At 61.4% G+C, this 23612-nt stretch carries 18 protein-coding genes; 6 read left to right on the top strand and 12 right to left on the bottom strand.

Annotated features, from left to right (window positions below; all coding sequences use genetic code 11):
- Window positions 1-307: 307 nt before the first annotated feature.
- From DAAHT2_RS14900 to DAAHT2_RS01155, 3 genes are all read right to left on the bottom strand, one after another.
- Window positions 308-2893 carry a carbamoyltransferase HypF gene (locus DAAHT2_RS14900; protein WP_013162467.1) on the bottom strand — a complete coding sequence of 862 codons (2586 nt, stop codon included), beginning with the start codon at window positions 2891-2893 and terminating at the stop codon, window positions 308-310.
- 69 nt (window positions 2894-2962) lie between these two features.
- Window positions 2963-3790, bottom strand: coding sequence for a hydrogenase nickel incorporation protein HypB (gene hypB / locus DAAHT2_RS01160; protein WP_013162466.1), 828 nt, complete (start codon window positions 3788-3790; stop codon window positions 2963-2965).
- A gap of 99 nt (window positions 3791-3889) precedes the next feature.
- Window positions 3890-4228, bottom strand: coding sequence for a hydrogenase maturation nickel metallochaperone HypA/HybF (locus tag DAAHT2_RS01155; protein WP_013162465.1), 339 nt, complete (start codon window positions 4226-4228; stop codon window positions 3890-3892).
- Window positions 4229-4715: 487 nt separating this feature from the next.
- On the opposite strand from DAAHT2_RS01155, the gene DAAHT2_RS01150 reads away from it, so the two are divergent.
- Together DAAHT2_RS01150 and DAAHT2_RS13625 are read left to right on the top strand one after the other, a co-directional pair.
- Complete coding sequence (locus DAAHT2_RS01150; protein ID WP_013162464.1) at window positions 4716-7364, top strand: putative bifunctional diguanylate cyclase/phosphodiesterase; 2649 nt, start codon at window positions 4716-4718, stop codon at window positions 7362-7364.
- Window positions 7365-7379: 15 nt separating this feature from the next.
- Entirely contained in the window at window positions 7380-9020 is a 1641-nt protein-coding gene (locus DAAHT2_RS13625) for a SpoIIE family protein phosphatase (RefSeq protein ID WP_013162463.1), read from the top strand.
- Between the two features lie 138 nt (window positions 9021-9158).
- Here DAAHT2_RS13625 and DAAHT2_RS01140 read toward each other — a convergent pair whose 3' ends face one another.
- Window positions 9159-9503, bottom strand: a complete 345-nt coding sequence (locus tag DAAHT2_RS01140) for a hypothetical protein (protein WP_157861380.1) — start codon at window positions 9501-9503, stop codon at window positions 9159-9161.
- Between the two features lie 184 nt (window positions 9504-9687).
- On the opposite strand from DAAHT2_RS01140, the gene DAAHT2_RS01135 reads away from it, so the two are divergent.
- Together DAAHT2_RS01135 and DAAHT2_RS01130 are read left to right on the top strand one after the other, a co-directional pair.
- Window positions 9688-10815 carry a phosphotransferase enzyme family protein gene (locus tag DAAHT2_RS01135; protein WP_013162461.1) on the top strand — a complete coding sequence of 376 codons (1128 nt, stop codon included), beginning with the start codon at window positions 9688-9690 and terminating at the stop codon, window positions 10813-10815.
- 44 nt (window positions 10816-10859) lie between these two features.
- A complete protein-coding gene (locus DAAHT2_RS01130) occupies window positions 10860-12215 on the top strand; it encodes a DUF945 family protein (RefSeq protein ID WP_013162460.1) in 1356 nt (451 codons plus the stop codon).
- Between the two features lie 147 nt (window positions 12216-12362).
- On the opposite strand, the gene DAAHT2_RS01125 is transcribed toward DAAHT2_RS01130, so the two are convergent.
- From DAAHT2_RS01125 to DAAHT2_RS01095, 7 genes are all read right to left on the bottom strand, one after another.
- Window positions 12363-13049 carry an LOG family protein gene (locus DAAHT2_RS01125; protein ID WP_013162459.1) on the bottom strand — a complete coding sequence of 229 codons (687 nt, stop codon included), beginning with the start codon at window positions 13047-13049 and terminating at the stop codon, window positions 12363-12365.
- A gap of 55 nt (window positions 13050-13104) precedes the next feature.
- Entirely contained in the window at window positions 13105-14844 is a 1740-nt protein-coding gene (locus DAAHT2_RS01120) for a tetratricopeptide repeat protein (RefSeq protein WP_013162458.1), read from the bottom strand.
- Between the two features lie 64 nt (window positions 14845-14908).
- A complete protein-coding gene (gene selA, locus DAAHT2_RS01115; RefSeq protein WP_013162457.1) occupies window positions 14909-16360 on the bottom strand; it encodes an L-seryl-tRNA(Sec) selenium transferase in 1452 nt (483 codons plus the stop codon).
- Between the two features lie 97 nt (window positions 16361-16457).
- Window positions 16458-16703, bottom strand: a complete 246-nt coding sequence (locus DAAHT2_RS01110) for a hypothetical protein (protein WP_013162456.1) — start codon at window positions 16701-16703, stop codon at window positions 16458-16460.
- Window positions 16704-16890: 187 nt separating this feature from the next.
- Window positions 16891-17670 carry a hypothetical protein gene (locus DAAHT2_RS01105; protein ID WP_013162455.1) on the bottom strand — a complete coding sequence of 260 codons (780 nt, stop codon included), beginning with the start codon at window positions 17668-17670 and terminating at the stop codon, window positions 16891-16893.
- An 18-nt stretch (window positions 17671-17688) separates the two neighbouring features.
- On the bottom strand, window positions 17689-18093 hold the full coding sequence (locus tag DAAHT2_RS01100) for a CBS domain-containing protein (protein WP_013162454.1): 405 nt from the start codon (window positions 18091-18093) through the stop codon (window positions 17689-17691).
- A 74-nt stretch (window positions 18094-18167) separates the two neighbouring features.
- Entirely contained in the window at window positions 18168-20693 is a 2526-nt protein-coding gene (locus DAAHT2_RS01095) for a flagellar assembly protein A (RefSeq protein WP_013162453.1), read from the bottom strand.
- Window positions 20694-20937: 244 nt separating this feature from the next.
- Here DAAHT2_RS01095 and DAAHT2_RS01090 point away from each other — a divergent pair, with 244 nt between their 5' ends.
- Both DAAHT2_RS01090 and DAAHT2_RS01085 read left to right on the top strand, forming a co-directional pair.
- Entirely contained in the window at window positions 20938-21471 is a 534-nt protein-coding gene (locus DAAHT2_RS01090) for a GNAT family N-acetyltransferase (RefSeq protein ID WP_049824434.1), read from the top strand.
- Window positions 21455-22609, top strand: a complete 1155-nt coding sequence (locus DAAHT2_RS01085) for a M20 family metallopeptidase (protein ID WP_013162451.1) — start codon at window positions 21455-21457, stop codon at window positions 22607-22609. The genes DAAHT2_RS01090 and DAAHT2_RS01085 overlap by 17 nt, the downstream gene beginning before the upstream one ends.
- An 88-nt stretch (window positions 22610-22697) precedes the next feature.
- Here the strand turns inward: DAAHT2_RS01085 and DAAHT2_RS01080 are convergent, their stop codons facing one another.
- Entirely contained in the window at window positions 22698-23489 is a 792-nt protein-coding gene (locus tag DAAHT2_RS01080) for a M90 family metallopeptidase (RefSeq protein WP_013162450.1), read from the bottom strand.
- Window positions 23490-23612 lie beyond the last annotated feature (123 nt).

Raw genomic sequence — 23612 nt, 5'->3', positions numbered from 1 at the left:
CCGATTGATTGTCATGTAAGCGATCACGGGGCACCCCACCTTGCGGCGATCAGCCCGGCTTGAGTACCCGGTGTACGCTGCGCCGGTCTGCTTGCCGCAATCTGGGGTGCCCCGTGACCGCTTACTCCTTAGCAGATCGTCACGCAGGGGGTATCCCGTGATCAGTTACATTGTCATTATAAGTTTCGGGCAACCGTTCACCAGGGGTACTAACCTACAGGTTTAACGGGCCGTAAGCGAACAGCCGCGCCGCAGGTTTGGGTAAGCAGCCAGGCGCAGCGTACCCCCTGTACGTAAGCCTGGCTGATCACCCGAAGATGCGGTGCGGCTGTTCGCTTACGGTTGCCGCCACCACCGCCTGGCCGTAGGCCAGGCCGCCGTCGTTGGACGGCAGGCGCCGGGGCAGCATGGCCGCCAAACCGGCCTGGGCCAGACTGTCCTTTAAGCCGGCCAGCAAAACCTCATTTTGCATCACGCCGCCGGCCAGGGCCACCGTTTTGATGCCGGTTGCCGTGGCGGCGGTGACCAGGGCCGCCGTAAACATATCTACCAGGGTGGCATGAAAACGGCGACTTATTTCCGTAAGCCCCGCTCCGGCTGACACCGCCGCAGCCACCTCGCAAACCAACGGACTGAGTTGCATGAGCACCCCGGGCCCGCCTGCCCCGTGGAAACCGTACTCCGTCACCTTGTTTTCGATCAGTCGATAAGCAAAGGGCGGGCCTTGCAGGCCGTCGGCAGCCTGCATCAGTTCCACGGCGGCCTGGGCCTCGTAGCTGATCTTCTGGCAGCCACCGGCCATGGCGGCCACGGCATCAAACAGGCGCCCGCAACTGCTGGTGCGCGGGCAGTTGATGTTCTGCCGCAACGGGGGGAGCAGCGCCTGCCAGTCCACCTTGTCGGCAGCCTGCAACTCGGCCAAGAAGGGTAACGGGGGGATGTCCCCGGCAAAGGCCTGATACAGAAACCCCAAGGCGGCTCGCCAGGGCTGCCGGACCGCCAAATCACCGCCGGGCAGCGGCATGGTTTCCAAATGGCCCCAGCGGCTAAAGCCGCCGGCATCCCCCAGCAGAATCTCCCCTCCCCAGATGCTGCCGTCCGGGCCATAACCGGTGCCGTCTAAAATCAACCCCAGGGCCGGACCCTGGTGTTCATTTTCCGCCAGGCAGGCGGCCAGGTGGGCATGGTGGTGCTGCACCGCCACGGCCGGCAGGCCCTGTTCGGCCGCCCACTGCCGGGCCCAGCGGGAAGCCAGATAGTCGGGGTGCAGATCATAAGCCACCACTTGCGGCTGAATGGCAAACAGTTGCGACAAATCGGCAATGGTTTGACCAAAAACGCGATAACTCTCCAGGTTTTGCAGATCCCCCAGGTGCTGGCTGATCACCGCCCGGCCGTCGGCGGCCAGACAAACGGTGTTTTTCAGCTCACCACCCACCGCCAGCACCGCCGCCCCCCGGTGTGAAAAAGGCAGCAGCCCAGGGGCATAGCCCCGGCCCCGGCGGATAACCAGCGGCGCCGCCCCCGGGTGCCGGTCGTTGCCGGCCATGATCACCCAGGGCAACGTCAAAGTTGAACTTGGACGGGGGGCGCCTATCCCGGTAGCGGCGGGTTTGCCGGCAGCCGGGCGCATGGACGCGCAGGAGGCTGCCGGCACCTCGGAGGCGGGCAGGATGCCCGCCGAGAATGAGCCGCTACCGGGATTAGCGGCCCCCACCCCGGTGCCACAACCAATGACTTTGACGGGTCCCTGCATGATCACCGAATCATCGTTGCCCCGCACGATTGCCCTATCATGGAGCAGCACGGCATCGGCAATACTCGACAGGCGGCGGCAGGCTTCGTCGTTATCGATACAAAGCGGCTCGCTGCTGGGATTGGCGCTGGTCATCACCAGCAGCGGCAACTCGGAATCCAGCAGCAGGTGGTGCAGGGGGGCATAAGCCAGCATCAGGCCAAGGCGCCGGTTTCCCGGGGCCACCGCCGCCGCCACCGGCAACGCCGCCGCTTGCCGGAGCGCCAGGACAATGGGGCGAGCGGGGGAAACCAGCAGGTTTTCCTCCATCGGCCCCAGTTGCACCAACCCCCGGGCGGTGGCCAGGTCGCGAACCATCAGGGCCAGGGGCTTGTCCGGCCGCCCCTTGCGCCGCCGTAACCGCTTCACCGCCGCCTGATCGGCACCATTCACCGCCAGATGAAAACCGCCAATACCTTTTATGGCGACAATCTCCCCGGCCAGCAAGCGGCGGCGGGTCTCGGCCACGGCTGACGGGCCGGCGGCCAGCGGTGGCGGAGCCTTATCTTGCCGCTGTTGGTTTAAGGAAACCAGGGCCAGAGCGGGGCCGCAGTCCGGGCAGGCATTGGGCTGGGCATGGAAGCGGCGGCTGGCGGGGTCGTCGTATTCGGCCTGGCAGCGCCGGCACATGGTGAAGACCCGCATGGTGGTATGGGGGCGGTCATAGGGGATTTTTTCGATGATGGTGTAACGGGGGCCGCAGTTGGTGCAGTTTATGAAAGGGTACAGGTAGCGGCGGTCGGCCGGGTCCAGCATTTCAGCAAGGCAATCGGCACAGACCGCCAGGTCTGGTACCACTCCGGCCACCGGCGGGCCGCCGCACTGGGTATCGGCGATCACAAACCCCTGCTCCCCGACCGGAGGCAACTCCCGACGCTCCAGGTGCTCGATCACCGCCGCCGGGGGCGCCTGCCGCTGCAGATCGTCAAGAAAAGCGACCAGCCGTGGCCGGGGGCCTTCAAGCTCGATTTCCACCCCGGCGGCACTGTTGCACACCCGGCCGGCCAGGGCGTGTTGCCGGGCCAGCCGGTAAACAAAGGGCCTGAACCCAACCCCCTGCACCAGGCCGCCCAGCGCCAGGGACCAGCGGGTCAGCATACACCGCTCCCCGGCAACAGCAGCTGCCACCTCCGGGCCACCACTGCCAAGCGGCACCGGTGCAAGGCTTCAGCCCGCACGAGCTCCCTCCGGGTCCGTTGCCGCCAGGTTTGCCAACGCCGCCAGCCATTCCTCCATTCCCTCTCCGCTGCGGGCGGAAATGGCAATAAACTGCAGATCCGGGTTGACCCGGCGGGCATACTCGCGGCATTTGGCCAGGTCAAAATCAAGATGGGGCAGCAGGTCGATCTTGTTGATCAAACACAACCTGGCGGCGGCAAACATGGCCGGATACTTGAGGGGCTTGTCCTCCCCTTCGGTGACACTGATAATCACCACCTTGGCCGCCTCGCCCAAGTCAAACATGGCCGGGCAGACCAGGTTGCCGACATTTTCGATGAACAGCAGGGAGTCATCGGCCAATTCCAGCTCGTGCAGGGCCCGGTGGACCATGGCCGCATCGAGATGGCAGCCGGCACCGGTGTTGACCTGCACCACCGGCACCCCGGTTTTTTCAATCCGCTCGGCATCCAGCAGGGTCTGCTGGTCGCCCTCGATCACCGCCACCGGACGGGCACCTCCCAGGCGCCGGATGGTCTGCTCAAGCAGGGTGGTTTTACCGGAGCCGGGGGAGCTGACCAGGTTTAAGGCCAGGACCCGGCAGGCCTTGAAATGCTGCCGGTTATGCTCCGCCTGCTGGTTGTTGTAAGCCAGCACATCCCGGGCCACCTGCAGGCGGCGCCCGGCCGCCGCCCCATCATCCGCCCCGCCGCCGTCCTGCCGGCCGTGGTGGTGATGGTGCCCGGCCCCATGCCGGGTGCCCGGCCCCGCTTTTTTCCCGGCCAGGGTATAGCTGACCCCTTCCGCCCCCGGCCCACAACCGCAGTCATCACACATAACCCACCAGCCTCTCTCTATCCAATATCCCGTTTTTTCATAAATTATTGGTCCTGGCGAAGGCTTACGCTGCCCAAGCCATCCTCCAGGGTCCGCCGCTTAATCAACCTCAATCGCCGCCAGCCGCAACTCCTGCCCCTGCAGGGGGCGCATCAGCCCCCCGCAGGCCGGGCAAAGGGCAAAATGTTCGGCCATGGGAGCCGGGCGCCGGCAACTGGCACACTCGCCCTGCCCGTCCACGACGATTATCTCAAGCTCCGCCCCCTCGGCCATGGTCTCCCGGCAGGCAGCGGCAAAACAAAAGCGCAGGGCCTCGGGCATGACTCCCGCCAGCCCCCCCACCTCCACCTCAACCCGCCTGATCCGCCCCGCGCCGGCGGCCCGGCATTCGGCCTCGGCCAAGGCAACGATATTGATGGCCAGCGACATTTCATGCATGTTTCATGCTCCCGCACCCTTCCCCTGCAACCAAACACTTCGACCATAACCCGGCAACCATCCCTGGTGTAACCGTTCACCAGGGGTACTAACCCACCGGTATAATGGGACGTAAGCGAACAGCCGTGCCGCAGGTTTGGTCTTGCAACCAGGGAACAGCATAGCGGAAAACCGCCGGCCGGACAAATCGTCAATTTAACTTTTTTCCAGTTACTAATGATAGCGCCAAAACAATTAGTGCCGATAACGATATTGCGTTGTAAGCAGTGCCCAATTGTTAACAGCCGGAAAACTTAAATTTATCACCTGCCCTTTGCGACTCACCGGAAGGCGGTGTTTTTTAAAAAAACACTTGACCAAAAGACGCACAAAGACCACATTGCGCCGACAACTTCTTGTTTACAATAATTATCTTTACACATTTTTTACATCAATCTGCAACCCCGCCGGCGAACGAAACGACCCGGCTCCTGGAGTTTTATTTACCATGGTGGAAAAAATTCTGGCCCGATACAGGTTTCTGCATGAAATTATTGTCCGGCCCTTCAGCAGTTCTCTGCGCGCCTTTCTCTTCTCCCGCTTTATCGGGGTGACCCTGGCGATTTTCCTGATGGTTCTGGGTACCGCCACCTATTTTTACGACCGCCTGTTGAGCCAGCAGGCCCAGGCCGCCGCCGAAGGGATTGCCGCCCAGACTTACACCATTATCAACAACCTGATGCCGCACGGCATCAGCCGAGAACAGCTGGAAACGGTACTTGACGAGATCAAGGCCGCCCATCGCGACACCCCTTATCAAATCGAAGTTTACCGCAGCCCGCTGGTCAGTGAAATTTACGGCGAAATCGAGCAGCGCATTCCTTTCCAGGCCACCGAAAAGGCCCTGGCTCCCGGTTACGGCCGCAAGTTTACCATCGAAAACCACACCTCCACCAGGCATCTATATGCCCTGACGGTGGAAGACCAGGCCTGCCTGACCTGCCATCCCAACGCGGAAATAGGCTCGGTACTGGGTATCGTGGAAGTAAAACAGAGCATCCGGGACATGGTGGCCCGGATGCGCAGTGACTACCTCTGGGTCTTTGTTTTCTACGGCGGCCTGGCCGTTGCCCTGGTGGTGGGCATCACCACCCTGGTGATCAACCGGGTCAGCTCCACGGTGGAAGATTTCCGGCGCAAAACCCAAGAGATCAAAACCGTCACCGATCTGCCGGCCATCTCCCGGCTGAGCCGGGCTGAGGTAGGTTTTTCCGAGCTGAACGAGGCCTTTCAGGCAGTGGGAGAACTGGCCGAACGCTTGCATGATGTGGCGGTGGACAAGGATATCCTGGAATTTGAAATCAAGATTTTAAATAAATTCATCATCACCTCCAACGTGGTCCAGGACTGGCAACTGTTCGTGAAAGAGCTCCTGCTGGACATCAACAACATCCTGGACACCTACGCCCTACTGGCCTTTTTTCAGGAAGGGGAAAACGAATACGAGTTGGACGTCTTCTGGCGCGCCACCCCCTCCTATGAAACCCGCAACGAACTGGAAAAGCTGGTGCAAGGGCAGATTTACAACCAGTTCCAACTGGCCAGCGATTCCCCGGCGGTAAGAATCGTCCATCACGATTGCGGCTCCCCCGTCCCTCTGCCCAAGAGTCTGAGTCTCAAGGACATTGAACTGCGCACCAAGTCACTTTTTCTTGATGCCCCCAAGGTGGGCGGCATCGTCGGCATCGGTGTGCAGTCCAACATGGTGATGGATTCCATCTACCACATCGTGCTGGACAGCGTGCTCGCCACCCTGCTCAACCTGGTGGGTTCGGTGAAGGCCATCTACAAGTACACCAAGGATCTGGAATACTACGCCACCCGCGATCCCATCACCCAGCTGCACAACCAGCGGATGTTCTGGGAACTGCTCGGCTACGAGGTGGGCCGGGCCCAGCGCCATGATTACAGCTTTTCGCTGATGGTCATCGATATCGACAACTTCAAGACCATCAACGACCGCTACGGGCACGCCTTTGGCGATCTCTTCCTCCAGCAGTTGGCCGAGGCCCTGCGCCAAGCGGTCAGGGACGGTGACTTCATCGCCCGCTACGGCGGCGACGAGTTCACCGTGCTGCTGCCGACAACCACCCGGGAACAGACGATAAGTGTCGCCGAGCGGATCGTCAAAGCGATTTCCGGCATGAGCGTGCTCACCGCGGAAGGCATCAAGGTGCAGGCCACGGTGTCGCTGGGTATTGCCATGTTCCCGGAGCACGGGAAAAGCGCCAAGGACCTTTTTCTGGTGGCCGACAATATGATGTATAAGGTCAAGGGCGAGGGCAAAAATGCCATCGCCGAACCTGAGGAAGCGGAAATAACCGAGATTTTCAAAGAGGAAAGCAAGACCAACTTCCGGGTTTACCAGGCCCTGGAAGAAAAAAGCATTATTCCCTACTTCCAGCCCATTCTCGACCTGGCCACCGGCGAGGTGGAAGCCCATGAAGTGCTGATGCGGATTCCCGCCGACGACGGCAGCATGATTGCCGCTTCGGACTTTATCCAGGCAGCGGGCCGGATCGGCCTGCTGCACAAGCTGGATCACCTGCTGATGGAAAAAACTTTTGCCGTGGTGGCAAAACAAAATTACCAGGGCCGGCTGTTCATCAACCTCTCGCCAAAATCATTTATTTTCCCCGAGTTCTTTCCCAAAATTCAGAAGTTGAGCCAGGAGTACAACATTGATCCGCACCGGGTGATTTTTGAAGTCACCGAACGGGACACCATCCGCAATGTGGCCATGCTGAAAAAATTCGTCACCATGATGAAGGCCGAAGGTTACCGCTTCGCGGTGGACGATTTCGGTTCCGGTTACTCTTCCTTCAAGTATTTAAAGCTTTTCCCCATCGATTTTCTGAAAATCGAGGGTGATTTTATTCGTAATATCCTTGATGATCGTGACTATATGGCCTATACCAAAAGTATTGTAACCCTGGCCCGGGAGCTGGGGATCAAAACCGTGGCCGAATATGTCGAAGATGAAAAGATCATCAACGCCTGCCGGGACCTTGGCGTGGACTACGGCCAGGGGTATTATATCGGCCGGCCGGCCATCGGCTTCAGCAAACTCCCGGCCCGGCCGGCAGACCAGCAGTAAAGCAGAAATTGCGCCATGAACAAAATGATTTTAGACAACATTGAGCATCCCACAGAGAAGCGCCCGGGTTACCTGAGCAGCGGTGGTGAATCGTCGCTGACCTACTCGGCGCCCCAAATCCTGCAGGCGATCAGCGACGGGGTTTACGTCACCGATCGCCAACGGAGGATTGTTTACTGGAACCAGGCGGCGGAAAGAATCACCGGCTGGCGGGCCGAAGAGGTGCTGGGGAAAAGCTGCTACGACAATATCCTGTGCCATGTGGACAAGGACGGTCACCGCCTGTGCGGCGAGGAGTACTGCCCCCTGCACCGGGCCATGCGCACCGGCCGGGCCTCGGAGGCTCCATCCCTGGTTTTCGCCCAGGACAAAAGCGGGCGCCGGGTGCCGGTGATGGTCAACGTTTCCCCCATTGTCGACGGGCAGGGCAAGGTCATTGGCGGGGTGGAGGTTTTTCGCGATTATTCGGCGCAAATCCACGACCAGGAACGAGCCCGCAAGATTCAAAGCCTCTCCATGCAACTCCCCACCGGGGAGACCCCGGGGTTGAACCTGGCGGTCAAATACCTGCCCCACGGTGTACTGGGCGGCGACTATTACACCATGGAAAGGCTCGACGAGCACCGCTACGCCTTCTGCATTGCCGACGTCATGGGCCACGGCACGGCGGCCGGATTGTACGCCATGCACCTGCATTCCCTGTGGGAAAACAATCGCCGGTTTATCGACCGGCCAGCTACTTTTGTCAGCTCGCTAAACCGTAATCTCTGCTCCCTGGTGCGCGACGGGGAATCATTTGCCACCGGGCTGTTCGGCATCATCGACCTGCGGGCCGAAGCACTGGCTTTGTGCGCCGCCGGCAGTCCGTCCTTTATCCTCCACCGTGGTGGCCAGGGCCGGCAGATCAGGCTCTCCAGCCTGCCGCTGGGATTGGTTGAGGATCACGTCTACGAGGTCACTTTCCTGCCGCTGGAACCCGGCGACGGCCTGCTGTTTTATACCGACGGGCTGATTGAGGCAAGCAATCAGCAGGAAGAAATGCTGGGCAGTGAAGGACTGCTGGCAATGCTTAACCAACTGGATTTCCCGACCGATGAGGAGGACATGGACCAACTGGTTAAAAAAGTGCTGAGATTTTCCAATCAAATCCGTTTCGCCGACGATGTTACCTTGCTGGCCATGCAGTATACCGGCCGCTACGGCAACCCGGCTTTTCCCTCTCCCGAGGAACAGGCCAAGCTTGCCGGCGAGGTCACGCTTTTGCCAAATAATTTCCGTGACATCGATGAAGTAGTGGAAAGCTGCTGGAACCGGATCAAGGAGGTCATCAGCCAGCAGGGCTTCGGGCCGCTGGAGGTCAATATCCACATGGCCCTGGCCGAGGCCATTATCAATGCCTGGAAACACGGCAACCGTGGTAACCAGCATCAACCCATTATCTTCCGCTGGTGCTTCAACCACAACTTCACCTTCGAGGTGCTGGACCAGGGCGCGGGCTTCAACTACCACAACCTGCCCGATCCCACTGAAGGAGAGCGGAAGGTCGCCGAATGCGGACGGGGAATTTTTATCATTAAAACCCTGGCCAACGCCGTGCAATGGCGGGACCAGGGACGCCATTTAACGGTTACTTTCTCCCTGCAACCCAAGTCTTAACGGTTTGCGGCAAACGGTGGCTTAATTTTGATGGCCTCGCAAAAACCCGCCAAACGAGTTGGTCGGTAACGCGAAAACAATTAGTTACAAAGCGTGCCCAGTCGGCGGCGCGGCTTTTTGCGACGCCGACAATTTTAGTTACTTGGCACGCCGCAAGGCCCGGCGCCGGCCATCGGGCAAAGCCCGGCTCGGCAGCAACGCCACCACCCCCAGAGCCAACCGCCGGCACTGCCACCAGATCTCCTTGGGCCCCGGCAACCTGGGTCGTTCCGGCAACCAGGAAAAACCTGCCGTGGCTATGTTTGACTCCGGCAACGGCCCCGCCGACGGCCCATCACCCCGGCCGCAACTGGTGCATAACCGCCCGTTATCTTCCGACACGGTCAGCAACCGGACCTGGGAATGCAAAAAAACATGGGTGTTCATCCGGGTGCATTCCCGGCAAAGCCACTGTTTTCGTCCATCTATTTCCCAACACAACATCAGGCTCTCCCCCGATTTAAAACACCTCAAGGCACCAGCGCCCACTATTGCTCGTCGTATCGGCAGGCCACCCTTTTTTCTTGAACCGCCGAAGAACGTCAAATCATCAAAGGCCCTGGGCTGTCCAGCGCGAGAATGGCTCGAGCTTGACAAGCCCAGGCCAACAAGTTAAGCAGAAATAATCGTGAATACCGAATCAGTCACCAAACCAGAACCCAGCGCCGCCGCGGTTGCCGCCTTTTTCACAGAGCCGGAAAATATCATCTCGGCAGAGCCCTACGGCACCGGGCTGATCAACGACACTTACCTGATTCGTTGCCGGGCCGGCGAGGATTTTCTGCTGCAACGGCTCAACCCGGAGGTTTTCCCCCAGCCGACCAAGCTGCTGGACAATATCCGCCGGATCAGCTCCCACCTGAGCAACAAGGCCAGGACCACCAAGCTGGCCCCCGGCCAGCCGATCCTCCATCTGCTGCCCACCAGGGAAGGCGCAGACTGTTGTTACGACCGGGAAAACGATTGCTGGCGAGCCCTGAACTTCATCGGGGAAAGCCGGGTGCTGCCCCGGATAACCTCGGAGGCCCAGGCCCAGGGCGCGGGTCTGGCCCTGGGACGTTTCCAGGCCCTGGTCAACGATTTCCCCCCCGCCGAACTGTACGACCCTTTGCCTACCCTGCACGTTACCCCTTGCGCACTGCGCGCCTACGATCAGCTGGCGGCCGCTTACCACGGTTCCGGGGCGGGCGGCCCCAAAGCCGAGATCTCCTTCTGCCACGATTTCATCGAGCGCCGCCGCCATACCGCCGCCGTCCTGGAACAGGCCCGGGCGCGAGGGATCCTGCCGGAACGGGTGATCCACGGCGACCCCAAACTGGCCAACATTCTTTTCGCCCAATACAGCGACCACCCCCTGGCCCTCATCGACCTGGACACCGTCAAACCAGGCCTGACCCAATACGATGTGGGAGACTGCCTGCGCTCCTGCTGCAACCGGGCCGGCGAAAATCCCGCCAACCCCGATGAGGTTGAGTTCGACCTGGACCTGGCCCGGGCTTTGCTAACCGGCTACCTGGAAGAGATGCGGGCCTTGCTTACCTACAGTGATTTTTCTTATTTTTACGATGCCGCCAGGCTAATCAGCTTCGAGCTGGGAATTCGCTTTTTCAGTGACTACCTGGACGGCAACCGTTACTTCAAGGTCACCGACCCGGAACATAACCTGCACCGGGCCCTGACCCAGTTCCGGTTGACCGCCTCCATCGAGGACCAGGAAGAGTTGCTACGGTTGATCATCAATGAACTTACCTGGTGAAACTGTTAACCGGGAACCAGACTGACTGTCGGCAGGACACCCAGATGCCCGCTCCCAAACCCAAAAAGCTGCTGCGACTGTGGCTACCGCTGATCGCCGGCGCCGCTTTGCTGGCGATTGCTGCCGCCGCCTATTTTATCGGCCTGCAGGCGGAACAACATTTCGCCCGGAGTGTGGCCAGACTCAACGACCAGCACCGGTTCCAGCTGGAACTGGTGAGTTACCAGCGCCACCTTTTCACCGCGCAAGCGGTTACCCGCCTGCACCAGCAGCAGCCGCCGGCAGCGGCCGAGCAACTAGAGGAGGAGGCACAGCAAATGGTGCACCACCTCCAGCACGGCCCCCTGCCCCTGCTCTGGGGCTTCTCCGCCCAGTCGCCAAGGCCAAGCCTGCGCCCCTTGCTGGCAGCGATCAACTCCCGGCTGTTATCACCCGCCGGAACCGGCCGGGAGGAACTGTTGCAGGCCCATACCATCGTAACCTTTGGCGGCCTGATCAGGAGCCGGTTTCGGCTGGCCGCCGGCCAACAGCAGGACCCGGACACCCACGGCTTGACCCTGATCTGGCAAGAACTGGCCGGTGAGCTGGTTGTGCCGGTTAATCTAGAAAAACTGGAAGGAAAGTTGAGTACTGCCGGACTTACCCTGGCCGGGCCGGCCGGGTCTGAGACCACCGCCCGGGTGCTGGAACTGAAAGGGGTAGAGCTTGATTTCGGCTATCAGCAACAACGCGACGACCAGGACGGGATCACCCTGCAGGCGCAGCAACGGTTGGAACTGGCCGCCATCAACAGCGCCGGGGAGCAATATGGCCCCCTGCGCCTGGCCCTGCACTGGCACAATTTAGACCGGCAGGCTGCCGGCGACATGCTACGCCTGACCCCCTGGTGGCAGCGGCTGCTGCTGGGTCCCAACGGCAGCCAGATGCCGCCGGCTACGGCGCAAAACATGGTGGAAACCCTGGCTCGGCTGCTGGCCAAATCCCCGGCCGTGGAAATAAACCCGCTGCAACTGGCCACTCCCCACGGCGAGGCTGAAGCCCGCCTGCATATGGCCTACCGCCACCGGGCAAATGGCCGCCCATTTCATCCCATTATGCTGCTTTCCGGGCTGCAACTGAACATCGAGGCGAACGCCCCCGAGCGCCTGCTGACGGCGTTGTCCAGTGATTATCAGCTCTGGCGGCAAGCCCCGGCAGAGAGCAGCGCAGAAGACAGCACCACCGCCGACCAGGCCGTAACCAAGTCCTCCGATCCGCTGGCCGGCCTGCACCAGCGGGGCTACCTGAACAGCGACCCGGACAGCAATCAGGTCAGTTTCCAGTTGCGCTATCAGAATGGCGAGTTGACCATCAACGACCGACCAGCGCCGCTACAGGCCCTGCGCCACTTACTCCGGTAGAAAGCGCAACCCTATACTGATCACGGAGGCTACGGGGGTAAGCGGTCACAGGGTGCCGCAGGTTGCGGCAAGCGAGACGGCGAAGCGTACCTCAGTACGTGAGCCGGCTCGATCGCCGCTTTCGGCGGTGCCCTGTGGTCGCTTACCCTACAGCACCACGGTGCGTTTGATATACTTCACCACCTCCGCGGGGTCGTCCATCACCTGAAAATAGAGCATGTCATCGGGATCGATCTTGCCGGTGACCAGCAACTGCTCTTTAATCCAGTCAACCAGCCCGCCCCAGAACTCGCTGCCCACCAGGATCACCGGAAAGGCCTTGATCCGACGGGTCTGCATCAGGGTCAACGACTCAAAGAGTTCATCCAGGGTGCCGAACCCCCCGGGCATGCCGATGAAGGCCATGGAATATTTGATGAACATCACCTTGCGGACAAAAAAATACTTGAAGTGCAGCGGCACATTGGCAAAACCGTTGGGCTCCTGCTCAAAGGGCAGGTTGATGTTGAGCCCGATGGAAATGCCGTCGGCCTTGGCCGCCCCCCGGTTGGCCGCCCCCATGATCCCGTGCCCCCCGCCGGTAATCACCGCGTAACCGGCCATGGCCAGTTCGTAAGCGATCTTGTCGGCCAGTTCGAAATACTTGTCTTCCATGGGCGTGCGGGCCGAGCCGAAAATGGACACCGCCGGCCGGCCGACGCTGGAGAGGGTGTCGAAACCGTCGACAAACTCCCCCAGGATCCGAAACATGCGCCAGGAATCACCGGCTTTGAAGTTATCGAGTGAATACTGCTGGCGTTCATCCACCACCCCGGCTCTGGTAATTTTCATCATCGGCTCTCTTTCTTGGTTAATTGTTGTCATCCAGCCGCCGGATCCCCCGGCGGTTCTAGGCAGCGGCCAACCTCCGGGCCCTGGCCTGCAGGTGCCGGGCCCGGCGCGCTTGACCCTGCTGGGCCAGTATTTCCCCCAGCCAGGCGGTGGCCCAATGATCGCGGCGATTCAAATGTAAACAATGCTCCAGCGAGGCGGCGGCTTCTGCCGGCAACCCCAGTTGCCATTGCACCCAGCCCAGCCGCCGCCAGCTCTCACTCCGCCCGGCGTCCAGCTCCACGGCCTGCCGGCAGAGGGAGTGGGCAATTTCCCCCCCCTGACCGTTATGCAGGTAGAGCTCACCCAGCAGGCTCATGGCCTGGGCGTCGCGGGGGTTGAAGGTCAACGCCTTTTGCACCGCGGTCATGGCTGGCCGGTACTGCTCCAGCGCCATCAGGGCCCGCCCCAGCAGACGATGGGCGGCGGCCAGATCACCGTTGCGCCGTTCCTCGATGCGCGGGTCATCCACGCAACGGTTCAACAGCTCCACCGCCTCCCGGTATTTCCGGTGCCGGCAGTAAAGTTTGCCCAACTGCAGCAGCAGATCAAAAGAACGCCCCTCAACAGCCAGGGCCCGTTCAAAAAAATCCAGGGCCATCCCCTCACGGTCGGCCGAAAGATGGGCAAACCCCAGGTTGCACAGGGCCATGAAATTCTCCGGTTCAACCTGCAGCGCCTTTTCAAAGGCAGCCAGCGCCGGCCGCACCTGTTTCAGCTGCACCAGTGCCACCCCCAGGCTGTTGAGCAGGTTGACGCTGGCCGGTTGCAGGGTCAGGCCCAGCCGGTATTCCCCCACCGCCTTCCGCAGGTCACCCTCGTTATAATAAGCATCACCGCTGACATTCAAGCTGACGGCGTTAAACACCGCCACCGACTCCGGCCCCAGCAGTTCGGCATGCCGCACGGCCTTGCGGCAGTTGATCGGGATCTGCGACTTGCGGAAATTCAGGCAGGGGTACAAGGCAATCCCGGCGGAAAAGGTGCTGCCGCCAGCCGCCAGCATCCGGCGGCGAAAGCCCTGAAACCACTCTTCCGCCTCCGCCTCGCCGGCTCCATCCAGATAGACCAGTACCTCGCGCTGATTGAGAAACAGCGCCGGGGTTTCCGGCTCCAGGGCGGCCCTTACCCGCTTGCTGAAATGGTTGCTCAAGGCCACCTGGTCCTGGCGGATCAGCAGCAGGGCAAAACAATCCCGCCCCCGCCAGAGCCGGCTCAGCTTGGCCCGATCAGCAGCCGCCAACGGCGGAAAGACACGTTCACTGCCGGCCACACACAGCCCGAAAGGTCCGCGCCGGCGGGCCACCGCCAGGGCCCGCCAGGCTTCATCAAGCACCTCCGCCTCGCTCTGCCGGCCACCGCGTCCGATGGCCACCAGACCGGCCTGGGCCCGGGGAAAATCTTCGCGCTGGAGGCGGCGTAGCAGCATATCGGCCATATGCCTGGCGTTTTCCGGCCCGACTCCGGGCCACAGCAGAGCAAACACCCCCATCCCCAAAGCGTAAAGGGGGGTGGCGGCGGCAAACAGCGACTGCAGATAATCACCGGCCCGGCGCAGGGCCTTGATCCCGCCGGCGGCGTTGCGGGCCTGGGGATAAACCTCCAGCAACAGCAGAAAATCCCCTTCTCCCCGGGGTTCTTCGGTGGCCGCCGGCCCTGACCAGGCCGTCAGTTCGGCCATTAGGGCCACCGCGCCGGGCAGGCCGGTGATGGGATCTTGCCAGTGATCGGATTCAGGTTGAAAAAGCAGAAACCCCATACTCCTCCATAATCATGATGTAAAAACGGTAATCACCGGCGGCCGGTCGCCACTCGGTGAAAGCTCAGGTACCCAGCACCTCTTGCACAACCGACGCCAGTTCGGCGACCTCAGCGTCGGCCACGGTGCGCATATCAAGCAGCAGGCGATCATCTTCGATCCGGCCAATCACCGGCACCGGCGCCGCCCGCAGGGCCTGCTCCAGCCGATTCAGGCTCATCCGCTGCGGCTTGAGAGCCAGGGCGCAACTGGGCAGGGGCATCTCCGGCAGGGCCCCGCCGCCGACCCGGGAATTCACCCTGACCAGTTCCAGTTCGCAGCAGGCGGCGGGCAACCCTCGCAGGCGACGGCGCAACCGTTGCGCCCGGCGGCGCTGCTCTTGGTACGGGGAGGTGAGCATGCGCAGGGTGGGAATCTCCCGGCAGGCCTGCTCCTCGTCAAAATAAAGACGCAGCACCGATTCCAGTGCGGCCAGGGTGAATTTGTCGATCCTGAGCGCCCGATTAAGAGGATTTTTCTTGATCTGTTCAATCAGCTCCCGGCGGCCCAGGATCAGCCCGGCCTGGGGGCCGCCGAGCAGCTTGTCGCCGCTGAAGGTCACCACGTCGACCCCGGCCGCCAGCACCTCCTGCACCGTGGGCTCTTTAGTCAAGCCGTAACGGGAAAAATCCAGCAGGGAACCGCTGCCCAGGTCTTCCATCACCGGCAAACGGTAGCCGCGGGCCAGGTCCACCAGCTCTTCGGCGGCCACCTCGGAGGTGAAACCGCTGATCCGGTAGTTGCTGGTGTGAACCTTGAGCAGCAGGGCGGTTTCCTCGCCGATGGCCTGCTCGTAGTCGCGCCGATGGGTCCGGTTGGTGGCCCCCACCTCCACCAGGCGGGCGCCGCTGCGGGCCATGACCTCGGGAATGCGGAACGAGCCGCCGATTTCCACCAGTTGCCCCCGGGAGACAATGACCTCGCGCCCGTGGGCCAAGGTCTGCAGCACCAGGAGCACGGCGGCGGCGTTGTTGTTGACCACCAGCGCCGCCTCGGCCCCGGTCAGCTCAAGGAGCAGATCTTCCACCAGGGAGTAGCGGCTGCCCCGCCGGCCGGTGTGCAAGTCATATTCCAGGTTGGAGTAACGGCAGGCCACCGCTGCCAGGTTGGCGGAGGCCGCCGCCGGCAGCAGAGAGCGCCCCAGGTTGGTATGCACCACCACCCCGGTGGCGTTGATCACCGGGCGAAAGTTGGGCTGCAAGCGGCCGGCCAGGCGCTCCTTAAGGCGTGGCAGCAATCCTTCCCGGGCCAGCTCTGCCAAACTCGGGTTATCTCCGGCCAGGATCCGCCGGCGGTATTCGGCCAGCACTTCCCGCACCACATTTTTCATCAGCCGGGGCGGCACGACGGCCCACGCCGACTCGGCCGCCCCAGGATCCTCAAGCTCTGAGGCCAGCCAGGACACCGCTTCATCAACTTTGGGGATGGCCCGCAGTAAGGAGTGGGAATCGGCTGCGGCAGAAGGCGATCTGGTCATGCAATCTCCATTTTACATTCCGGCGGCGCCGGGCAACACCAAAGTCATTGGTTTTCGCACCGGGACGACTTTGACGTTGCCCCGCCACCGGCAACCGCTACAGCCCATAACCACCTGAGGGTGCCGGCTCGGCTGGCGGCGCGCCGTAGGCCGGGGCGGCGGGCTCTGGCTCTCGGGCCGGGGGAGCATCTTCCTCGGGAGCGGCATAGATGCCGGGACTTGGCTCATCATAAGTGGCTGCCGGGGGCTGCTCCTGCTCATCGGCCCGCTGGCAGCCAGCCCCGGCGGCCAGCATTAAACCACCGGCCAGCAGCAGCGACAATATTAAACTTTGCTTTTTCATGCCATACCCTCCTTAAATACTTGGCCGGCAAACACGCCGACGGCTTGGTCCACAAACAGGCGGCAACCGTCAAAAAACTCACAGTGATGGCAGGTTAACAAGCCGGCCAGCCATGGTCAAGCCGTAGTTTGAGGAATATCATATATTTTTCAGGTATTTTGCCGCCAGGCCTGCCACGGCCAAACCGTTAGCGGTCGGTTTTCAAGGCGTAATCCCGCTCCGGGCAGGGCGTACTGTGGGCGTCAAAAAGGGAGATGATCTCAGGTTTCTGCAACAGGTAGGCTTGCTTGAAGAGCCGCCTCAAAGGCCTCTTGAGATCCACCATGGGCGGCAACGGCTTGATCAGCGGCAACATTTGTTCCAAGGGGGCCGGGGGGTTTATTTTCAGTTTTTCATCCAGGCCTTCGGCCAGGCCGATCTCTTTGTCCCCCTGCATGGCCCCGGTGGAATGGTCGTCGCCCAGCGAGCGAAGAAAGGCAAGAATGGCGCTGATATTGTTCTGTTCGTAGAAGGCCTCGATGGTCGCCATAATGTTATAGCGGTCATTGGCCAGCTCCTGCAGCTTCTGGTGATAGAGCTTCACATGAAAGGCCAGGTTGTCATAACAGGTAAGAGAATAACGGACAAAACGGCCCTTTCTGGTCCACCCCTTAAAGCGCTGACACTCAAAAACCCGCTGTTGGATGGTGGGGGATTCCAGCAGGTAGGGGTCGAAAAAAAGTCTTTCCTTCAGTCCCGCCAGTTGCAGAAACTGCTGGATCAACTCCTCCCGTCCCAGTAGCAGATAAAGGCGGATCAGGTCGAAACTGATCCGCTTTTCCAGGATCACCGAGTGCCGCCGGATTTTTTGCGTGTAGTCCTGGGTGTCTTCCTCAATCAGTTTACGAAAGCCGAAGTAGCGGCCGGCAATCTCCTGCTTGACCTCATCGGCCAAGATATTATCCAGGCTCTTTTGTTTCGCGCTCATACGGCCTCCCCGGCCACCTCAGTCCAGTTCGCTGACCAGACGGTTGAAGATATCGGTGTTGCTGATCATCCCCACCAGCTTGTCGCCTTCGACCACCGGCAAGCGCCGGGTGCCAGTGCTTCGCATCAGCAGCAGACAGTTTTCCAAAGAGAGCGCCGGCCCCACGGTAATCGCCGGTTTGGTCATGATATCACCGATCTGGGTGACAAAGTCGTCGTGCACCTCCATGACCATGATATTGAGAATGTCCTTGCGGGTGACAATCCCGTAAGCATCGCTGTCATCCAGCGGCAGCACAACCGGGCTGGCGCAGTTATTCTCCGCCATCCAGCGAGCAGCCTCCGCCAGGGTAGCGGTCCTCTCGATGGTTTGGATGCTGGTCTGCATCAAGTCCCGCACCCGCAGCTTTTTAATATCAATCAATGCTGGTCCTCCTGTTTATCTTTATTTTGTGCCCCGCCGGGGTCAGGTTTTGCATCGGGCAGCCAAAGCTGCGGTTAATCATCCAAGGTTTTAACTTCCCGGCCGGAGGGGTCCACCATGAAGGTTACCGGCCGCAGCAGATCCTCCCGCACCTTGTAACGGCTGGTGCCGATAATTACCATGGTGCCGGCATAGACCGCCTTTCTGGCGACGATCCTGATTTTGTTCAGATCAATGGCGGCCAGTTGCCGGGCCATCTCCTCCCGGGGGCGAGCCAGACGTTTTTCCGCCTGCACCACGGCTCGGCGCTGCTTGGCCAGCAGGGAAAGTTTGCGCTGCACCTCCGGCGGCAGGCCGGCGCCTCTCCCATGTTTCAGATAACGCCCCAGCACGGTGTCCATCTTGGCTTTTTGCCGGGCATACTCGGCCATCTGCCGGTCGACCTGCAGCAGGCGGCGGCGCAAAGCCGGATTGGCACCGGCCATGACCACCGTCCGCACCCCGGCCGGGGAGCCGATTTCGTTGGCCACTATCCCCTGGATTGCCGAACAAACCCCTCCCCGGATGCGCCCTTTGCCGGCGGTGACGGTAAGGGTGCCGCCGGCAAAGACCTGACTGCGCATAACCTGGTCATGGATTACAATGTTACCACCGGCATGAACTCTGGTCCACTCCAGAAAGCGGGCGACCACATCAATCTCCGCCTTGATTTTGCCCTTGCCCCGAGAAACCATGCCGCCCTTGATTTCCACGTTGGCCCCGGCGATCAGCTTGGCATCCTCCACCCCGCCGCCCACCCGGATATCACCGCTGGCCTTTACCGTGAACCCGGGCCGGATCCAGCCGGCGATCAGCAGTGCCCCGACCATATCCAGGTTGCCCACGCGGTAGTCCACGTCCCCCTTGACTTCATAAATCTCTAAAACCGCGATTTTATTCGGGGCCAGCACCGTGAGCATGCCGTCAACCCCAGCCAGCAGTTCCAGGCCATCTTCACTGATCACCACATTGGGTTGGGGCTGGAATTGCAGATCGGCCCCGGGCTTGGCCGCGATGGTCTCACCCCGCACCGTCCAGCCATCCACCCCCGGCCCCGGCGGGGTACGCCGGGCCAGCAGGTCGCCCCGGCGCACCGAGTTGATGGTATTGCGCTCCCGGAAATCGATATTTTCGGTGGGTTCAACGATCAGGCCGGGCTTCTGACCGGCCTGCACCAGCACTTCAATGGTTGCATCCCGACCATCTTCCGGAAGTCGGCCCCGAGCTGCCACGATTCTGGGCAAAACCCGCCGGTGGGCGGCAGCATACTCCACGGCCCGGCGAATATGCTGTTTCCGCACACCTCTGGTAACTCCGTGGGCGGCCAGCAGTTGCAGGATCTGCTCGCCGCTGAACCCACGTTCTGCCCGCCCCGGCGGATGGACCTGAAGGTAGGCGACCATGGCGTCATCGCTGACCTGCAAGGGATCGCTCACCCAAACGGTACCATCTTGATAATCGGGGTAACCGGCCGCCAACTGGTCAGCCACGAAAAAGACCCGGGCCTCGTCGCCCACCGCCACGTTTTCCCCCGCAGTCAACTCCCAATCCCGCCCTTCCCGGCCGGCAATGATTTCCCCGGTCACCTTGCAACCGGCCACCGGCGCCACCGGCGGCGTTTTCACCGCCAGGACCTCACCCTTCAGGCGCAGCGTTTTCCGTACCGGCCCGGGCGGCAGGGTCCCGGCCCGGCGAGCCGCATCTACCCGAACCGGATCGTCGTCGTTTAAAAAAAACTCAAAACTCACCCTGGCGTCCTGACCAGCCTCCGGCTCATCCCCCCGGGCCGCCAGCATACGCGGGACCACCACCTGCTGCTCCAACACTCCCCGCAACGCCTCTTCCCTTATGCCATGGACCACTCCGGCCGCCTGCAGGCTGTGCTCCAGGTGTTCGTAGGCCAGGGCGCTGTTGTCGGCCAGGCGGGGATAAATCGGCACCCAGGCACTCATGCCGTCGGGGGCAACCTCCACCAAGGGCTCAACGTCAATCCTGTCGCCCTCCAAACGGGCTCGACCGTAAAGCTCGGCCTGGTATTCGGTGTCATCCTCTCCGGCCAGCCGCACATGCTCGCCGGCCGCCAGAACCGGCTCTTTCCCGGCCGGGGCCGGCAGTTCCTCGCCAAACACATCGCGCCCGGGCTGGCCGGGGGAAGCCTTAATTTTGCGCACCAGCACCTGCCCGGGGCGCACCAGATCATGCGTTTCCGGGTCATGGCCGGCTGCAGTGGGGCCCACCAGGTACTCCAGGCTGCCCACACCACCCGCCACCGGCGCCTGCCCGTCGGCCAGCCGGACCACTCCGGTTCCCTGCGGCTGGCCGGCCAGTTCCAAAATGGCAGCGGCCAGGCTCCGGTCATCAAAACCAAAAACCACACCCCGCTGGCCCAGTTCCTCTTTAATCTGCTCTACACTCAGCTCCTGGCCCGGCGCCAGCGGGGCGCGCACCTCCAGATCCACCGCCATCCGGTCGGCCCGGATGCGGATCAGAAAAGGTGTCTCCGCCGTTTCCCCGGCTGCTGTCCGGTTCTCTTCCGGCCTGTCTTCTTCACCACTTGTCATCCCAGTGACCCCTCAACCAGAATAAGTTGTAATCGTTCAGCAGCACCGCATCTTCGAGCGATCAGCAAGGTTTACGTACAGGGGGTACGCTACGCCTGGCTGCACCGTAACATTTTAAAGCATGATCGGCCAAGCAACTACGCCTATGAATATAACTTTCACCGGACCGGGGCAACGTGTTAGATTAACATACATGACCGTTCCTACCTCCTTCGACAGTAATAATCCCGTCACTGATCATGAGATGCCAGATGCGGTGCTCCGTGAGCAGTTACAAAGCTCCCTGTGTATCCGGGAGATGACCATCGATGATCTGGCCGAAGTTTTTCATATCGGCGAAACGGTGTTCACCGCGGAATACTCCCCAAGCCTTTACCGCACCTGGGACGAATATGAAGTGACCTCCATGTTCAACACCGACTCCCAGCTCTGCCTGGTGGCGGAAAGCGCCGGCCGCACCGTGGGGTTTGCCCTGGGTACCACGGTGGAAAAACAGCACTCGGCCTGGAAATACGGCTACCTGGTCTGGCTGGGGGTCTGCCCCCGGTCGCAGAAACTGCAGGTGGGCGAGCGCCTCTTCCGGGAGATGAAAAGGCGGATGAAAGCCCAAGGGGTACGGATGATCATCATCGACACCTCCGCCGACAACCATGCCGCCATCCACTTTTTCAGCAAGCTGGGCTTCGATCACCCCCAGGAACACGTTTACATGACCTTAAACCTGGCCACCCCCAAGAAAAAAAGACGAAAAAAGAAGAAAAATGCCGGCAAAAAATGAACAACCCCAGCGCCAACCAACCCTGGACCACTGCCACCTGGATGAACTGCTCCGGAACCTGATCGACATCTACTCCCCCTCCGGCAAGGAAGAGGATATTCAGCTTTACCTGGAAGAAGTGCTGCGCGGCGCCGGCCTGATCGTGCAGCGCCAGGAGGTGGAAGAAGATCGTTACAACCTGGTGGTGCCTTTAAGCCCCCAGGCCCCGAAATTGTACCTGGTGGGACACGTGGATACCGTTGCCGCCCGGGATTTGGACGAATATGAAGCCCGGGAGGAGGATGGACTTATTTACGGCCTGGGCAGCGCCGACATGAAAGGGGGCTGCGCCGCCATGGTGGAGGCCTTCCTCACCCTGGCCCGCGACCTGCCGCCGGACCGGCGACCGCCGGTGGGGCTGCTGCTGGTGGTGGGTGAGGAAGAAAATGGTGAAGGCAGTGCCGCCTTTATCGAATCCTGCCGGCAAGCTACCCCGCCCTGGGTGGTGATCGGTGAACCCACCGGCCTGACCCCCAACTTTGCCCATTACGGCTACCTGGAGGCCTACCTGCTCACCCGGGGGCGGCGCACCCATTCTTCCCTGCCCGAACTGGGACACAACGCCGTGGAGTCCATGCTGCGGGTACTGCTGCACCTGGGACGGGACCCCCTTTTCGACCGGGGCAGTTCCAACATCGTCTATTCCATCAGGGAGATGACCTCCAGCCGGGCGGGCTTTGTGGTCCCGGACCATTGCGAAACCTGGATCGACTTGCACCTGCCGCCCCACACCGATCCGGCGGAAGTGGAACAGGTGCTGCGGGCCCGGGCCGATGAAGCCTCCACCCTGATCCCCGACCTGGACCTGGAGTTGACCTGCGACCTGGCCGCCCCCGGCTACAGCCTGGAGTTGGACAATCCCCTGGCCCTCCGGCTGCAGGAAATTTATCGCCACCGACAACTGCCCTGGCGCTGCGATGCCTTCCGCTCCCACTCCGATGGCAACCTGTTTCACCAGGCCGGCATCAAGCCGGTGATTCTGGGCCCCGGCGCCCTGGAAGTGGCTCACACCTCGGAAGAGCACACCACCTTGGGAGAGGTGATCAAAGCCGCGGAAATCTACCTGGATTTGTGCCTGGCAGCGGATAACTTTTTGTAAGGTAACCGTCACCAGGGGTATTAACCTGCCGGTATTAACGGGCCGTAAGCGGCCACGGAACACCGCATCTTGCGGCGAGCGGCCCGGCTCACGTACTTCGCTGTTGCCGGGCCGCCGGATCCTGGCGGTAATAAAGAGTCAGTTGCTCATAAACCGCCGGCAGGTAGTGCTGCAAATAAAGCGGGGCCATGAAAAAATATTCGCTGATCACGGCGAAAAATTCACCCGGATCTTCAGCGGCATATTCATCCAGCGCCGGCTCCTCTCCCCGTTCCAGCTCCCCCCGTAACTGCTCATAGCCCCCACCCAGGGCCGCCGCCCAGGCCTCCCGGCTCACCCCTCGGGGCAGTAGAGGCATGCCGTTGACCGCCCCGCTGAGCATGTCCAGCTTGTGGGCAAACTCGTGGATCACCACATTACTCGCCGGCCCGTGCGGGTAGCTGCCGCGGGCGCAATCGGCCCAGGAAAGCACCACCGGACCGCCATCCCAGGCCTCGCCGGCCAGGACCTCGCTGCCGCTGTGCACGATCCCGTCCTCGTCGGTCTCTTCCCGGGGGGCGACAAAGGTGTCGGCATAGACCACAATGGAAGTCCAACCACGATAACAGTCCAGATCAAGGTTCAGGATGGGCAGACAGGCCTGGGCGGCAATGGCGGCCCGCATGGCCGGGGTGAGTTGCAGGCCGCGGGCCCCGTAGAACCGTTTTTCGGCCAGAAAAAGGGTGACCAACCGCCGCAGCCGCGCCCGCTCCTCGGCGCTGAGCCCGGTAAATAGTTCCGGCGGGTGCCGGCAGGCGGCCTCCCAGACCTCGGCGGGCAGCGCACGGCGGTGCAACAGCCGGGTGCGTCGCCATCTTTTCCACCATCGCCAAAGCCCCATCTGCCTCCACCTCCCCAACGACCGTTTTTTCCGGCCTTTCCGACCCCTTTCTGTATTGACATGCGATGCCCGAATGAATAACATCCGCAAATCGGGTCCAGCTTAAACCATGGCCCGGCAAAC

The organism is Desulfurivibrio alkaliphilus AHT 2 (genome assembly GCF_000092205.1).
In the GTDB taxonomy this organism is placed as follows: Bacteria; Desulfobacterota; Desulfobulbia; order Desulfobulbales; family Desulfurivibrionaceae; genus Desulfurivibrio; species Desulfurivibrio alkaliphilus.
The sequence above is the reverse complement of the archived record's forward strand: the minus strand, read 5'-3'. Positions and strand labels throughout refer to the sequence as shown.